Origin of the sequence: Fulverythrobacter fulvus (assembly GCF_037154085.1) — a bacterium.
Classification (GTDB): Bacteria; Pseudomonadota; Alphaproteobacteria; order Sphingomonadales; family Sphingomonadaceae; genus Andeanibacterium; species Andeanibacterium fulvum.
Genome location: NZ_JBANRM010000004.1, coordinates 269,803 through 284,969 on the forward strand (window position 1 = coordinate 269,803; position 15,167 = coordinate 284,969).

Sequence of the window (15,167 nt, forward strand, 5' to 3'; positions counted from 1 at the left end):
TTCCCGAACCACGCACCAGGCAATCAGCCCGACTTAACGCCCGCCTTCGCGCGCGCCGACGATGTCCACCGTCTTGGGCGTGCTGGAAAACAGCTCGGCAAAAGGATCGTCGCCGGTTTCCATCGTGTGCGGCTCGGTCCCTTCACGCACTGTAGTGCGGCGCATGTCGCGCTTTTCGTGTTCGTAATCGAACTCGCCGCCGCGATGCATGGTGCACAGATTGTCCCAGATCACCAGATCGCCCGCATTCCACTTCACGCTGAAGATATATTGCGGCTGAGTGCAGTGCTCGATCAGTTGCTTGATGAGCGAGCGGCCCTCTTCCGGGTCCATCCCTTCGATGTCCATGGTGTGGGCGGCAATGAACAGCGCCTTGCGACCTGACCCCTTGTGGGTGTGGACCAGCGGGTGACGTGCCTTGGGGCGTGCGTCGATTTCCTCTTCGGCAATGTCGGCGCCGGCCTGCTTGCGGCTCCACCACAGGGAATTCACGCCCACCTTGTCGGCCAGGAATTCCTTCATGTCCTGCGGCAGATCGTCATAGGCAGTGCGGGTATCGGCAAACCACGTCTCGCCGCCTTCGCTGGGCACCTGATGGGCCAAGAGCAGCGAATAGGACGTGCGCTTTTCCATGAAGGCACTGTCCGTGTGCCACAGGCGATCGCCCTTGCGATACTGGATCGCGGCCGGATCCTTCGTGATCTCGCCTTCCAGATTGAGATTGGACGCGTCGAACAGCTCACGGAAGGGCAGCCGCATCTTCATACCCTCGCGGGCGGGGACACGCTCCAGATAGCCGAAATTGCGGCTGAATTCGACGTGCTGCTCGTCGGTCAGGCCGGTGTCGCGATAGACGCACACACCGAATTTATCCATGGCATCGGTCACTTCCTTCAGCTCTTCGGGCGAGAGCGGACGGGTGATATCGAGGCCGGAACATTCGGCGCCGAACTTCGGCAGGATCGGGTTCACTTGGAGGCCCATCTGGCCTTCTCCTGTAACTTGCACGCCCCCACGGGGGAAAACGAGCGAGCGCGATTCCCCAAAGCTGTGACAGAGTCAATCTTCCCGCTGACGCCATGCCGCCCCGTCTCGGCTCTGGCGCGGCCTGGCTCGATCGGCGATAGGAAGAGGAAACGTCAAAGGAGAGGAACCCGGACATGACTACCCGCCAGCGAATCGCCCCCCGCTCGAAATTCGAGGAAGAAGTGGGCTTCACCCGTGCATTGCGCGTGGGCGACCGGATCATCGTCGCGGGAACGATCGACGACCGCATGCCCCCCGCCGAAAGCGCAGGCGATCAGGCGGACCGCATCTACACGCTGATCGGCGAATATATCGAGGAACTGGGCGGCACCATGGCCGACGTCGTGCGCGTGCGCATGTTCGTGACCGACATTGCGGACGCCGATGCAGTGAGCGCGGCCTTCTCCAAACACCTGAAGGCCACCTGCCCCACCGGCACGCTGGTGGCGATCAGCTCGCTCTACCGGCCCGAGATCAAGGTGGAGATCGAAGCCGAAGCGGTAGTCCAGGAGGGCTAACCGAGCCGGGCGGCGGAAAGGTTCGGTACATCGGGCGTTGATATTGCAGAAGATATTGCCCCCGCGAACAGATGGGAGAACACCATGAAGCTCCACCTTGCCGCCGCCTCCACCCTTGCAGCCCTTGCGTTGGCCGCATGCAGCAGTTCCGACGAGCCGAGCGAGAGTGCCACGCCGGAAAGCGAAGCACCTGCCGCGATGCCCGAGCCTTCCGCCAGTAGCGAGCCCGCAAGCCTGCCCGACGCGATCCCTGCGGCCATACAGGGCCGCTGGGGTCTGGTTCCGGCCGACTGCACTTCCACGCGCGGCGATGCCAAGGGGCTGCTGGTGATCGGGCCAGAGAAGCTCAAATTCTATGAATCGGTCGGTACGCTCGGCACGGTGAAGGAAGGCGGGGACAAGCGCCTGCTCGCCAGTTTCGCCTATACGGGCGAAGGCATGAGCTGGACGCGCGAGGAGGAGCTTGTCGTCAATGAAGGCGGCAAGGAACTGGTGCGCACCGAGCATGGCGGAGGTGCGATGCCGCAGCCACTGACCTATACTCGCTGCGAATAATGGGAGTTTTTCGATGACGCGACTTTTCGCCATACCCGCCGCTTTCGCCGGGGCCTTCGCGCTGGGCGCCTGCACCACTACCGGCGCCGAAGAACCCGCTCCGCAGCCCCGCGCCGAAGGCGAGTGCAAGGCAGAGGCCGGGCAGGCCTTTGTCGGGCAGAAGGCCACGGCAGAAACCGGCGCGGCACTGATCAAGGCCACCGGTGCGCGCACCTTGCGCTGGGTTCCGCCCCGCACCGCCGTGACGATGGACTTCCGGGCCGACCGGCTGACCGTCAGCTATGATGACGACATGGTGATCGAGCGGGTTTCCTGCACCTGACAGGCCCGCTATCGCCCTGGCGATGAGCGAGAATATCCACCACCACATCCATGGTGGCGCGGGGCACCTGTCCCTCGCCCGCCCCCGCGCGATCAACGCACTGACGCTCGACATGGTCGAGGCAATGCAGCGGGTACTGCTGGAATGGCGCGACGATCCCGCCGTACAGGCTGTGCTGATCGACCATGCCGAGGGCCGGGGCTTCTGCGCCGGGGGCGACGTGGCCGCCGTGCGCCGCTCGGTGCTGGAGGATGGCGGAGCGGAAGGCCGTGCCTTCTTCCACGAGGAATATCGGCTCAACCATTTGCTGTTCACTTATCCCAAGCCGGTAGTCGCCTTCATGGACGGGATCACCATGGGCGGCGGGGTGGGCATTGCCATGCCAGCGCAATTCCGCGTGGCGACCGAAAATACCCTGTTTGCCATGCCGGAAGGGGCCATCGGCCTGTTCCCCGATGTCGGGGCGGGCTGGTATCTTTCGCGCCTTCCCGGTCGGATCGGGCCGTTCCTGGCGCTTACCGGCGCGCGGCTGGACGGGGCGGAATGCCTCTGGGCGGGCCTTGCCACACATTATTTGCCGAGCGAGGCGCTGGCGCAGGCCAAGGTCCGGATCATCGCCGCGCCGGACGATATTGCCGCCATCCTTGGGGAGCTGTCCGTCCAGCCGCCTGAGGCCCGCCTCGCCCGCAATGCCGAGAAGATCGACCATTTCTTCGCGTCAGACCGGCTGGAGGACATCCTCGCCGCGCTGCAAGCGGACGATTCGAAATGGGCGGGCAAGGAACTGGCCACCCTGCGCTCCAAGAGCCCGCTGACCATGAAGGTCGCCCTGCGGCAGATCGCGGAGGCCCGACGTCGTCCCGGGCCTGACCCGGGACCGCTGGCCGGCGGAGGGAAACAGGCGGGCAGCGATCCCGGCATTCGCCGGGATGACGCAGAAGCCTTCGCCGAGGAAATGCGCATCGAATACCGCCTTGCCGCCCGCATGATCGCCGAACCGGACTTTGCCGAGGGCGTGCGCGCCTTGCTGGTGGACAAGGATAATGCGCCGCGCTGGAATCCCGCCGCGCCGGAAGGCATAAGCGAGGCGAAGCTGGACGCGATCTTCGCCCCTCTCCCGGAAAGGGAAGAGTGGACGCCGCTGACCTGAACGGAGAACAGCCTTGGCCGAATATCAGACCATCCTTGTCGAACAGCAGGGCGCCGTCACGCTGGTGACGCTCAACCGGCCGCAGGCGCTCAATGCGCTCAACAGCCAGGTGCTGGCCGATCTGGTCGCCGCCTTTGCCGCCTATGAAGCCGATCCGGCGCAGCGCTGCCTCGTCCTCACCGGTAGCGAGAAGGCCTTTGCCGCCGGGGCCGATATCAAGGAAATGTCCGCCAAGGGCTTTGCCGACATGTATGGGGCCGATCTCTTCGCGGGCTATGACCACGTTGTCGCCACTCGCAAGCCGTGGATCACGGCCGTGGCAGGCTATGCGCTGGGCGGCGGGTCCGAACTGGCGATGATGGCCGATTTCATCCTCGCGGCCGACAGCGCGAAATTCGGCCAGCCGGAAATCACCCTGGGCATCACGCCGGGCATGGGCGGATCGCAGCGCCTGACTCGCGCTGTGGGCAAGGCCAAGGCCATGGAGATGTGCCTTACCGGGCGGATGATGGATGCGGCGGAAGCAGAAAGCGCGGGCCTTGTCGCCCGCGTGGTTCCCGCCGATGAATTGCTCACGGAGGCCATGAAGGTCGCGACCAGGATCGCCGCCATGCCTCCGCTGGCCGCCATGGCCTGCAAGGAAATGGTCAATGCTGCCTTCGAGACTCCGCTCGGCCAGGGCCTAGCCTTCGAGCGCCGCCTGTTCGCCGGGCTGTTCGGCACGGAAGACCAGAAGGAAGGCATGGCCGCCTTTGCCGAAAAGCGCCCCGCCCAGTTCACCGGCCGGTGACCGGGCGAACCGCGCGAAGGGGCAGACCTAGCCACAGTTTGCCCCCCGCAAAGAATTTCTGCCCTGCCGCGCTCTTGCCCCGGCGCGCGGCACAAGCCATGTGCCGATGCGATTATGCAGCAATTGACGCATCTTGATCGGCTCGAGGCCGAAAGCATTCACATCCTGCGCGAGGTCGTGGCCGAAGCGCAGAATCCTGTGATGCTCTATTCGATCGGCAAGGACAGCGCAGTGATGCTGCATCTTGCCCGCAAGGCTTTCTATCCGTCGCCTCCGCCCTTCCCGCTGCTCCATGTCGATACGACCTGGAAGTTCCGGGACATGTACGCCCTGCGCGACAAGATGGCCGAGCAATCCGGCATGGATCTGATCGTCTATCAGAACCCGGAAGCGAAAGAGCGCGGGATCAACCCGTTCGACCATGGCCCGCTGCACACGGATATGTGGAAGACGGAAGGGCTCAAGCAGGCACTCGACAAATATGGCTTCGATGCGGCCTTCGGCGGCGCCCGCCGCGACGAGGAAAAGAGCCGCGCCAAGGAACGCATCTTCTCCTTCCGCACGGCCACGCATGCGTGGGACCCGAAGAACCAGCGCCCGGAACTGTGGAACCTCTACAATGCCCGCAAGAACAAGGGCGAGAGCATCCGCGTGTTCCCGATCAGCAACTGGACCGAGCTGGATATCTGGCAGTACATCATGAAGGAGCAGATCGAGATCGTGCCCCTTTACATGGCCGCCCCCCGCCCCACTGTGGAGCGTGACGGCTTGCTGCTGATGGTGGACGACCACCGCTTCCCGCTGCTGCCGGGCGAGGAGCCTGTGATGCGCTCCATCCGTTTCCGCACCCTGGGCTGCTACCCGCTGACCGGCGCGGTGGAGAGCACTGCCAGCACCCTGCCCGAAGTGGTGCAGGAAATGCTGCTGACCACCACCAGCGAACGTCAGGGCCGCGTGATCGACAAGGACGGGGGCGATGCCTCCATGGAGAAGAAGAAGCAGGAGGGGTATTTCTGATGACCGATCCTGCCGCTCTCGAACCGGTCTACAAGACCGACGCCCTGATTGCCGAGAATATCGAGGCCTATCTCGATCTGCATCAGAACAAGACGCTGCTGCGCTTCATCACCTGCGGGTCGGTGGACGACGGCAAGTCGACCCTGATCGGCCGCCTGCTCTACGATTCGAAGATGATCTTCGAAGATCAGCTCGCCGCGCTGGAGGCAGACTCCAAGCGCGTGGGCACGCAGGGGCAGGAGATCGACTTCGCCCTGCTGGTGGACGGCCTTGCCGCCGAGCGCGAACAGGGCATCACCATCGACGTCGCCTATCGCTTCTTCGCCACGGAAAAGCGCAAGTTCATCGTGGCCGATACGCCGGGCCACGAACAATATACCCGCAACATGGTGACGGGCGCTTCCACCGCCGACCTCGCCGTGATCCTGATCGACGCGCGCAAGGGCGTGCTGACGCAGACCAAGCGCCATTCCTATCTCGCCCATCTGATCGGCATCCGCCATCTGGTGCTGGCCGTGAACAAGATGGACCTGGTCGGCTACGATCAGGACGTGTTCGACGCCATCGTCGAGGAATATGCCGAATTCGCGCGCGGGATCGGGATTGAGGAATTCACTCCCATCCCCATTTCCGGCTTCAAGGGCGACAACATCACTGTCGCGCCGTCGGACAATACGCCGTGGTATGAAGGGCCCAGCCTGATCCACCATCTGGAAACGGTGGAGATCGCGGACACGGCTGCCCAGGCGCAGAGCTTCCGCATGCCGGTGCAATGGGTCAACCGCCCCAACCTGGACTTCCGGGGCTTTTCCGGCCTGATTTCCTCGGGCGAGATCACGCCCGGCAAGGAAGTGCGCGTGGTGCCTTCGGGCAAGACCAGCCGGGTGAAGTCCATCGTCACGCTGAATGGCGAACTGGACGTGGCCGTTTCCGGCCAGTCGGTCACCCTGACGCTGGAAGACGAGGTCGATTGCAGCCGCGGCGACGTGATCGCGATTGCCGACGACCCGCCGCAGGTGGCGGATCAGTTCGAAGCCACCATCGTGTGGATGAATGACGAGGCGATGATCCCCGGCCGCGGCTATTGGCTGAAGCTGGCGACGCAGACCGTCAGCGCCACGGTGGCGGAGCCGAAATTCGAGATCAACGTCAACACGATGGAACATCTGGCAGCCAAGACGCTGCAGCTCAATTCCATCGGCGTGGCGGAAGTGACGACCGACCGACCGATCGTGTTCGAACGCTACAGCGATTCCCGCACGCTGGGCGGCTTCATCCTGATCGACAAGATCACCAATGCCACAGTGGCCGCCGGCATGATCCATTTCAGCCTGCGCCGCGCACAGAACGTGCACTGGCAGGCGCTGGAAGTGGGGCGGCAGCAGCATGCGGCACTGAAGGGCCAGAGGCCTGCGGTACTGTGGTTCACCGGCCTGTCTGGCTCGGGCAAGTCGACCATTGCCAATCTGGTGGAGAAGAAGCTCCACGCGCTGGGCAAGCACAGTTTCCTGCTGGATGGCGACAATATCCGCCATGGACTGAACAAGGATCTGGGCTTTACCGAGGCGGACCGGATCGAGAATATCCGCCGCGTGGGCGAAGTGGCCAAGCTGATGGCCGATGCGGGCCTGATCGTGCTGACCGCCTTTATCAGCCCCTTCCGCGCCGAGCGCGAGATGGTGCGTTCGATGCTGCCGGAAGGCGAATTCGTGGAAATCTTCGTCGATACGCCGCTGAGCGTGGCGGAAGAACGCGACGTGAAGGGCCTTTACAGGAAGGCCCGCAGCGGCGAACTGAAGAACTTCACGGGCATCGACAGCCCCTATGAAGCGCCGGAGAACCCCGAAATCCGCATCGACACGACCCGGACCAGCCCCGAAGACGCCGCCGATCTGATCGCCGAGCGTATTCTGGGCGTGTGGACCCCGGATCTGTGACGGCGCGCTGAGAGGAGGAACGGGGGCATGTTCCTCTTCCAGGGACGGGAAGCTCACAGCCGATCGGTGGTGAAAGCCATCAGTTGGCGCGTGTTGGGCAGTATCGATACCTTCCTGCTGTCCTGGCTGTTCACCGGCAGCCCCAAGGCGGCAGGTGCGATCGCCTCGACCGAAGTGATCACCAAGATGATCCTCTATTATTTCCACGAGCGGGCCTGGAGTTCGGTCAGATGGGGCTTCAAGGAAGCGCCCGAAGACCCGGCCACCAAGATCTGAGATTGTCGCGATGACCGATGCAGAACTCGCCGCCCATCTGGCTGCCGTTGCCGGACGTATCCTGATCGAGGTGCGCGCCAGCGGCGTGTTCGAAGGCAAGGCGCTGGGTAAGGCCGGCGATCAGGTCGCCAACCAGTTCCTCGTCCACGCCCTGCGCCAGCAGCGCCCCGATGACGGCCTGCTTTCCGAGGAAGAGAAGGACAATCCGGAACGCCAGGGCAAGGCCCGCGTCTGGATCGTCGATCCGGTGGACGGTACCCGCGAATATGGCGAGGAACGCAGCGACTGGGCCGTCCATGTCGGCATGGCAGTGGACGGAGTGGCCACTCTCGGCGCGGTCGCCCTGCCCGGCCTTGGCGAAGGCGCTGTGTTCCGCAGCGATGCGCCGGTGGAGCTTCCCGCCCATCATGGCGCGCCGCGCCTGCTCGTCAGCCGCACCCGCCCTGCCGCAGAAGCACTGGCCGTGGCCGAGATGCTGGGCGGCGTACTGGTGCCCATGGGTTCCGCCGGGGCCAAAGCCATGGCCGTGATCCGGGGCGAGGCGGATATCTATCTCCATTCCGGCGGCCAATATGAATGGGACAGCTGCGCCCCTGTGGCCGTCGCCAAGGCGCACGGCCTGCACTGCTCGCGCATCGACGGCAGCGCGCTGGTCTACAATCAGGCCGACACCTATATGCCGGACCTGCTGATCTGCCGCCCCGATTGGGCGGAGCGTGTTCTGGATGCGGTTACCGTAGCCGCCAAGGGCTGAATTTGCGATAAGTCAGTGTTCAAGCGCCCCCTGCGGGCGTAGCACTGCGCGTCGACAAGTGCCGATTCCTTGGGAGAGCCACCTTGGCCAAGAACAACACGATCACTTTCTACGATCTTGCCCTGTCCACCGGGGCGACCATCAGCCCGTTCGTCTGGGCGACGAAATATGCGCTCAAGCACAAGGGCTTCGATCTCGACGTCGTGCCCGGCGGCTTCACCAAGATTCTGGAGCGTACCGGCGGCAAGACCGAACGCCTGCCCGCCATTGTGGACGATGGCACCTGGGTGCTCGATAGCTGGGGCATCGTCGAATATCTCGACGCCGAATATCCCACTCGCCCCACGCTGATCCCGCATGAAAGCGTTGCCACGGTCACCCGCGCGCTCGACGCATGGTTCTGGAAAGTGGCCACCGGCCCGTGGATGCGCTGTTTCTGCGCCAATTACCGCAATTTGGCGAACCCGGAAGATCACGAATACATCACGCACTCGCGCGAGATCATGCTCGGCATGAAGCTGGAAGACATGCAGGCCGGTTATGAAGACCGCCTGCCGAAGATTTCCGCCGAGCTGGAGCCGCTGCGTATCGCCCTGCGCGAGAGCAAGTGGCTGGGCGGTTCGCAGCCCAACTATGCCGATTTTCGCATCATGGGCTCGATCCTGTTCACGGCCTCGGTCTGCCAGACGAGCCCCGTACTCGCCGAAGACGATCCGCTGCGCGACTGGATCGAACGTTGCCTCGATCTCTATGGCGGCCTCGGCCGTCATCCGGGCCTGTTCCCGCTGTTCGGCCTCAAGCAGCGCGACGGCGATCCCGAACTGTTCGCGCCGCAGGGCGCCGGCGGCATTCACAAGCGCAATACCGGCCCGGCATCGACCAGCACCGAGACGCAGCGCATCACCGAAGGCATGAAGGCGGGCTGAGCCCCGCCGGACTGCCGGAAAAGGCCTTGCGGTGCGGCCTCTGACCCAACCGGGCGCCATGTTGCCGCAAGGCAAGGAATGGTCTTCGGAAGGCATGTCCGCCGAGGAAGCGGCTGAGCGGTGGCGCAGCCATTTTGCGGAGCGGACGGAGTCTCCGGTCGATATCACGCTCCATGGAACGGAGCGCTTTGCTGCAAGGCTCATCAGCCGCGGCGTGGGGCAGCTGCGCCTGCTCCACCTCGTTGCCCCTCCCCAGAAGGTCGTCCATCGCGAGATCGTTCAGGAACTCGCGGCGGCCGATCATCTTATCCACCTCATCTATTCCATCAGGGGGCCGTTCCACGCCCGGGCCGAAGGGCACGACTTTCACGTCGAGCCCGGCCAGTTCGCGCTGATCGACAACAGCAACCGATTCGAGCTCGACATGTATACCGAGCATGAGGCGCTGGACCTGATCATGCCGCTGCCCTGGCTCGAACAGTTCCTGCCCGATCCGATGTCCCATATCGGCAAGCCGATGGAGATGGAGGAGGGTTGGGCCCCGCCGCTTGCCACCATGCTTCTCACCATCGCCCGCGAAGGCGACAATTGCCCCATGCCGCGCACGCTGGTGGCCGAGCAATTGGGCAATCTGGTGGCTCTGGCTCTGGGAGTGAAGGAGCCGGTTTCCGTTCGCCCCAGCATGAGGCTGGCCCAGCAGATCATGCGGCGTATCGAAAGCGACTATGCCGATCCGGAACTCACACCGGAAGGCGTGGCGGCAGATTTGCGAATCTCGAAGCGCTATCTCCAGGCGCTGCTGACCAATTCCGGCACCAGCTTCGTGCGCGAGCTCAATGCGGTAAGGCTGGACAAGGCCAGCGCCCTGCTCACCGATCCTACCTCGCGGTCGCTCTCCGTGGCGGAAATCGCCTTCCGCTGCGGCTTTCTGGACCCGGGCTATTTCGCCCGGCAATTCCGCAAGCGCTTCAACGCGACCCCTCGTGCATGGCGGGAAATGGGCTAGTCATTCGATTAAATGAACAAATACGCATGCGCAAATGTCCACATTCCCCTGCGCGCGTGTCCTTCCGAATACGAATGTAATTGCACTATCCTCCGGATCGAAAGTTGCCCCAGGGCCTTTCGGGAACGCAGCATCAACCGTTCGATGAGAACATCGCCGCGCGCTTCGGACTTGCAGCATGACATGCAGGCCGGGCGCCACAAGGGCGGGAGGGGACGAACGGTATGGACCGGGGGGTGAACCCCCTTCACTTCCCGGTCCCACCTTGCAGGCGTTCCCGGGCCCTCCGCCGCTCCCAATGCCGCCTTTCCCGTGACCGCCGCGATCGACCTGTGCCATAAGGCATGCGTGACCGAGCGCGACCGCCAAGCCGATGACGACAGGGAGTGGAGCTCTTCCGGCCTCGCCAAGCGGGACGCCATCGACCAATGGCGCAGCTGGGCCGCCAGTACGATCGCCCCGATCGAGGTTACCGTTTTCGATCCGGACAGTTTCGCCGCCCGATGGGTGAGCCACGGCATCGGCCAGTTGCGCCTGCTTCAGCTCCACGCCCCTGCCCAGCGCGTTACTCATACCGGCGCCGAGGGAGCGGCCATGCGCGCCACACCTTCGATTCAACTGGTCTATTCCCTGCAAGGCGACATGAAGACTTCCATGGGCGGCAGGCGCTTCACTCTGGCAGCGGGGCAGTTCGTGCTGCTGGACAATACCCGTTTCTACCAGATGGAGATGGAGACCGAGCATCGCGCGCTGGACCTGATGATGCCGCAGAACTGGCTTGAGCGTTACCTGCCCGACGTGGGCACACATCTTGCCCGGCCGATGGACGGCCGCGACGGCTGGGGCGCCCCGCTCGGTGCCCTGCTTGAATGCCTCGTGACACGCCTCAAGACCACCACCCTGCCCCGCCCGCTGATCGCCGAGCAGATCGGGAACCTCCTCGCCCTGGCTACCGGGGTCAATGAAACCGGCGAAGGCAGCAGCCCCAAGCATCGCCATCGCGGGCAGCTGGCGCGGTTGATCCTGCGCCGGATCGAAAACGATTATGCCTCGCCCGACCTCTCGCCGGACCGGGTGGCGGCCGATTGCGGCATTTCGAAAAGCTATCTCCAGACACTGCTGGCAGGCAGCGGCACCAGCTTCGTTCAGGAGCTCAACGCTACTCGGCTCGAACGTGCGGGCGACATGCTGTCCGATCCACGTTCCCACAGCCTTTCCATCGCGGAAATCGCCTATCGCAACGGCTTCCTCGATCCAGGTTATTTCTCGCGCCAGTTCCGCAAGCGCTTCGGCATAACCCCGCGCGAATGGCGCGCCGGCCACGCGCCGCAATCCTGAGTGCAAAGCACCTTCCGCACGCACAACTTAGACAATAGCCTTGTGCTTTTGTCCTATTCATCATGTGCGTGAATCCTACCGAAGTCGGGCCTCAGGCAGTATCCTGACCTCAACAAGAAATTCCCGCGAGCACGAACTACGCGGGAACGGGATTTGAATGGAGGATGTTGGAAATGGCTGATGAAGCCAAGGGCTTTCCCTTGCCTAGTTCCCTGAAGGTCGTGCCGGGCACCGAAGCCGCCCAGGCCGCCTACCCCTATTACACTCAGTTCACTCCGGAAGACGACGAACGCTTCTGGTTTTACAACTCAATGCACTTCCCCGAGCCGATGCATCATTTCGACATGATCACGGCAGAGGCGGCCTATGTCGCGCTGGGTGCGTTCAACACCCGGGTCCATGTGCTGCCCACCGCCAAGGGGATCGACCACCGGGTCATCAACGGTCGCGTCTATATCGGCGGCGTAGCCGTTACCGACCCGGCCGAGATCGAGGAACGCGTGGGCGAGTTCCAGCAGCGTGCCTTCTATTATTACGAACACTGGGAGACTTTGTACGACCAGTGGAAGGACAAGATGAAGGCGTTGATCGCGGATGCGCAGGCGCTGCCCAAGCCCTCCCTGCCCGATTACGAGCCGCTGGAGACAACCCACACCGGCAAGGGTGTGGCAGCCAATCACGCGCTGCTCGACATCTATCAGAAGCAGATCGAAGGGTACCACCGCATGTGGCACCACCACTTCGAATTCCTGCTGCTGGGCTATGGCGCCTACATGACCTTCTTCGACTTCTGCAAGAAGGCCTTCCCCGAGATTTCGGACCAGACCATCAGTCGCATGGTTGCCGGCATGGAGGCGGAAATCTTCCGCCCCGACGAGGAAGTGAAGCGCCTCGCCCGCCGCGCAGTGGAACTGGGCGTGGACGACAAGTTCCACGATGGCATGTATATCGACGACGTGCTGGAAGCGCTCGACCAGCTTGGCGAGAGCGGCAAGGCCTGGCTCGACGAGTTGGAAGCAAGCCGCAACCCTTGGTTCAACGTCAGTTCCGGCGATGGCTTCTACCACTATCACCGTTCGTGGAACGACGACCTCTCCCTGCCCTTCGCGGCTCTGCCGGGCTATATCGAGAAGGTGAAAGCCGGCACGAATATCGAGCGGCCCACCGGGCAGCTTGTGGCGGAACGCGAACAACTAGTGGCGGACTATCGCGACCTGCTCGACACCGATGAGGACAAGGCGACCTACGATCAGCTGATCCACCTCGCCCACCGCGTCTTCCCCTATGTGGAAGGCCACAAGTTCTATTGCGAGCACTGGTACACCAACCTGTTCTTCAACAAGATCCGCGAATTCGGCGCCCTGCTGCGCGATCACGGCTTCTTCGAGAAGGAAGAGGATGTGTTCCACCTCACCCAATATGAGCTGGAAAGCGCGATCATCGACCTGATGCTCTCCTGGGGCATCGGCTCCGAGCCGCGCGGGCCCAAATACTGGCCCGCCATCGTCAAGCAGCGTGCCGCAGCCATCGCGGAATGGGCCAAGCACCCCACCCCGCCTGCTCTGGGCAATGTTCCCGATTCCATCGACGATCCCGCCATTGTCATGCTGTGGGGCATCACTCGCGAAAACCTCGACACCTGGCTCAACGCCGATGCCGAGGCGGATTCAAAGGAGCTGAAGGGCTTCGCCGCCTGCCATGGCGTGGTCGAAGGCCCTGCCCGCGTGGTGAAGTCCGTCGAGGAAATCGGCCGCTTGCAGCAAGGCGACATCCTCGTCTGCCAGGTGACCAATCCCACCTGGGCGCCGATCTTCCAGAAGATCAGCGCCGCCGTTTCCGACATTGGCGGATCAATGAGCCACATGGCCATCGTTGCCCGTGAGTACGGCTTGCCCGCCGTGGTCGGCACCGGCACCGCAACCCAGAAGATCAAGGACGGCCAGCGCATCCGGGTGGATGGCGGCCGCGGCACCGTGACCATCCTCGACGAGGAAACGGTGCTCGAGGACGCATGACGCAATGAGCAATGAAGTGAAATCGGTCGCCTGGTTCAGCGAAGTGGGCATCCACGATCGCCCCACCGTGGGCGGCAAGGGCGGCAGCCTCGGCGAATTGACCGGCGCGGGCATTGCCGTGCCGCCGGGCTTCGTCGTCACCACTCATGCCTTCGAGCTGTTCCTCAAGGCCCTCGAAGCGCGTGACAGCGTGCGCGACAAGGTCGAACGACTGGAGCCCGCCAATCTGGAAGCAGTGACGGCCCTGTCGCTGGAACTGCGTCGCCGGGTGGTGGAAGAACCCCTGCCCGCCGAAGTAGAACAGGCGATCCTTGCCGCCCATGCCGAATTGTGCGGCGGTGGGTCGGTGCCAGTGGCCGTCCGTTCTTCCGCAACGACGGAAGACGCCGAGGACGCCAGCTTCGCGGGGCTTCAGGACACCTTCCTGTGGGTGCTGACCCCGGAGGAAACAGTCCACCGCGTGCGCGAATGCTGGGGCAGCCTCTATTCGGTGGAAAGCATGACCTATCGCCTCAAGCACAAGCTGCCCGAAGAAGGCGTGGCGATGGCCGTGGTGATCCAGCAGATGGTGGATGCCCGCACGGCAGGCGTGATGTTCACTCGTTCGCCTACCAGCGGCGACAAGTCGGTCATCACCATCGAAGGCGCCTGGGGCCTGGGCAGCGCGGTCGTCTCCGGTGAAGTCACGCCCGATCGCTGGGTGATGGGCAAGATCACTGGCGAGATCAGCGTGCGCGACATCTCGCACAAGCACGCCAAGCAGGTCCCCGCGCCCGAAGGCGGCATCGTGGAAGTCGAACTGGACAAGCTGACAGCCGAAGCCCCCTGCCTTTCCGACGACGAGTTGCAGGCCCTGCGTGAAGTCGGCCGCAGGATCGAGCGCCATTACTGCCGCCCGCAGGACATCGAATGGGCCGTCGACAAGCAGGGCAACATCCTGCTGCTGCAGAGCCGTCCCGAAACCGTCTGGTCCGCCAAGGACGTCGCCCCCGTGGCAGAAAAGAAAGACAATCCTCTGAACCACGTGATGAATATCTTCGGAGGCCGCCGATGATCCTGACGGCGAAGGACATCGCGGAAATCACACGGCTGCTGGATGAATCCCAGTTCTCCGAACTCAAGCTGGAGATCGGGGACTTCAAGCTGCGCGTCAGCCGCGGCGGTTCGGGCTGGCGGCTCTATGACGAAGAGGATGCGCCTGGCGCACCTGCCCCTGCCACGCGCACCGCTGCGCCCGCCCCCTCTGCTCCCGCACCGGCGCCTGTGGCACAGGCTTCCGGCCCGGCCGCAGGCGAAGTCGACGTGCCCGCCCCACTGCTCGGCAATTTCTATTCAGCCCCGCGCCCCGGCGACCCGCCCTTCGTGAAGGTGGGCGATCTGGTGAACGAGGACAGCATCATCGGCATCATCGAAGTGATGAAGCTGATGAACTCCGTCCGCGCTGGCGTTGCCGGCACGGTCGTCGCCATCCTCGCGGAAAACGGTACGTCAGTGGAAGAAGGCCAGGCCCTCATCCGCGTGAAGACGGGCGGGTAAG

Annotated in this window: 16 protein-coding genes; 15 read left to right on the forward strand and 1 reads right to left on the reverse strand. The window is 63.6% G+C overall.

From position 1 onward, the window contains the following. Positions 1 to 33: 33 nt before the first annotated feature. Positions 34 to 984 (reverse strand): TauD/TfdA dioxygenase family protein, encoded by a 951-nt coding sequence (locus tag WFP36_RS13435; RefSeq protein WP_336981096.1) that lies wholly within the window; start codon positions 982 to 984, stop codon positions 34 to 36. A 176-nt stretch (positions 985 to 1,160) separates the two neighbouring features. Between WFP36_RS13435 and WFP36_RS13440 the strand changes: the two genes are divergently transcribed. The 15 genes from WFP36_RS13440 to accB all read left to right on the forward strand — a co-directional run bounded on the left by WFP36_RS13440 (position 1,161) and on the right by accB (position 15,166). Next, positions 1,161 to 1,544, forward strand: coding sequence for a Rid family hydrolase (locus tag WFP36_RS13440; RefSeq protein WP_336981098.1), 384 nt, complete (start codon positions 1,161 to 1,163; stop codon positions 1,542 to 1,544). An 84-nt stretch (positions 1,545 to 1,628) separates the two neighbouring features. After that, the gene (locus tag WFP36_RS13445; RefSeq protein WP_336981100.1) at positions 1,629 to 2,099 is read left to right on the forward strand and encodes a hypothetical protein; all 471 of its coding nucleotides are present in this window, start codon (positions 1,629 to 1,631) and stop codon (positions 2,097 to 2,099) included. A gap of 13 nt (positions 2,100 to 2,112) precedes the next feature. Further along, a complete protein-coding gene (locus WFP36_RS13450; RefSeq protein WP_336981102.1) occupies positions 2,113 to 2,421 on the forward strand; it encodes an I78 family peptidase inhibitor in 309 nt (102 codons plus the stop codon). 22 nt (positions 2,422 to 2,443) lie between these two features. Beyond that, the gene (locus tag WFP36_RS13455; RefSeq protein WP_336981104.1) at positions 2,444 to 3,571 is read left to right on the forward strand and encodes an enoyl-CoA hydratase/isomerase family protein; all 1,128 of its coding nucleotides are present in this window, start codon (positions 2,444 to 2,446) and stop codon (positions 3,569 to 3,571) included. A 13-nt stretch (positions 3,572 to 3,584) separates the two neighbouring features. Continuing rightward, the gene (locus WFP36_RS13460; RefSeq protein WP_336981106.1) at positions 3,585 to 4,361 is read left to right on the forward strand and encodes an enoyl-CoA hydratase-related protein; all 777 of its coding nucleotides are present in this window, start codon (positions 3,585 to 3,587) and stop codon (positions 4,359 to 4,361) included. 114 nt (positions 4,362 to 4,475) lie between these two features. Next, entirely contained in the window at positions 4,476 to 5,378 is a 903-nt protein-coding gene (gene cysD / locus WFP36_RS13465) for a sulfate adenylyltransferase subunit CysD (protein WP_419716637.1), read from the forward strand. Next, positions 5,378 to 7,315, forward strand: coding sequence for a sulfate adenylyltransferase subunit CysN (gene cysN / locus WFP36_RS13470; protein WP_336981108.1), 1,938 nt, complete (start codon positions 5,378 to 5,380; stop codon positions 7,313 to 7,315). Before cysD ends, cysN begins: the two co-directional genes overlap by 1 nt. Positions 7,316 to 7,342: 27 nt before the next feature. Further along, positions 7,343 to 7,591 (forward strand): DUF2061 domain-containing protein, encoded by a 249-nt coding sequence (locus WFP36_RS13475; protein ID WP_336981110.1) that lies wholly within the window; start codon positions 7,343 to 7,345, stop codon positions 7,589 to 7,591. A 10-nt stretch (positions 7,592 to 7,601) separates the two neighbouring features. Then, positions 7,602 to 8,345: a 3'(2'),5'-bisphosphate nucleotidase CysQ gene (locus tag WFP36_RS13480; RefSeq protein WP_336981112.1), complete on the forward strand. Its 744-nt coding sequence runs from the start codon at positions 7,602 to 7,604 to the stop codon at positions 8,343 to 8,345. Between the two features lie 83 nt (positions 8,346 to 8,428). Continuing rightward, the gene (locus WFP36_RS13485) at positions 8,429 to 9,271 is read left to right on the forward strand and encodes a beta-etherase (RefSeq protein WP_336981114.1); all 843 of its coding nucleotides are present in this window, start codon (positions 8,429 to 8,431) and stop codon (positions 9,269 to 9,271) included. Positions 9,272 to 9,329: 58 nt separating this feature from the next. Further along, complete coding sequence (locus WFP36_RS13490; protein ID WP_336981116.1) at positions 9,330 to 10,277, forward strand: helix-turn-helix transcriptional regulator; 948 nt, start codon at positions 9,330 to 9,332, stop codon at positions 10,275 to 10,277. A gap of 312 nt (positions 10,278 to 10,589) precedes the next feature. Beyond that, a complete protein-coding gene (locus tag WFP36_RS13495) occupies positions 10,590 to 11,615 on the forward strand; it encodes an AraC-like ligand-binding domain-containing protein (RefSeq protein WP_336981118.1) in 1,026 nt (341 codons plus the stop codon). A gap of 173 nt (positions 11,616 to 11,788) precedes the next feature. Next, positions 11,789 to 13,630, forward strand: a complete 1,842-nt coding sequence (locus WFP36_RS13500) for a PEP-utilizing enzyme (RefSeq protein ID WP_336981120.1) — start codon at positions 11,789 to 11,791, stop codon at positions 13,628 to 13,630. Positions 13,631 to 13,634: 4 nt separating this feature from the next. Further along, positions 13,635 to 14,684 carry a PEP/pyruvate-binding domain-containing protein gene (locus tag WFP36_RS13505; RefSeq protein ID WP_336981122.1) on the forward strand — a complete coding sequence of 350 codons (1,050 nt, stop codon included), beginning with the start codon at positions 13,635 to 13,637 and terminating at the stop codon, positions 14,682 to 14,684. Continuing rightward, entirely contained in the window at positions 14,681 to 15,166 is a 486-nt protein-coding gene (accB, locus tag WFP36_RS13510; protein ID WP_336981124.1) for an acetyl-CoA carboxylase biotin carboxyl carrier protein, read from the forward strand. The genes WFP36_RS13505 and accB overlap by 4 nt, the downstream gene beginning before the upstream one ends. The last annotated feature ends 1 nt before the right edge of the window (position 15,167 follow it).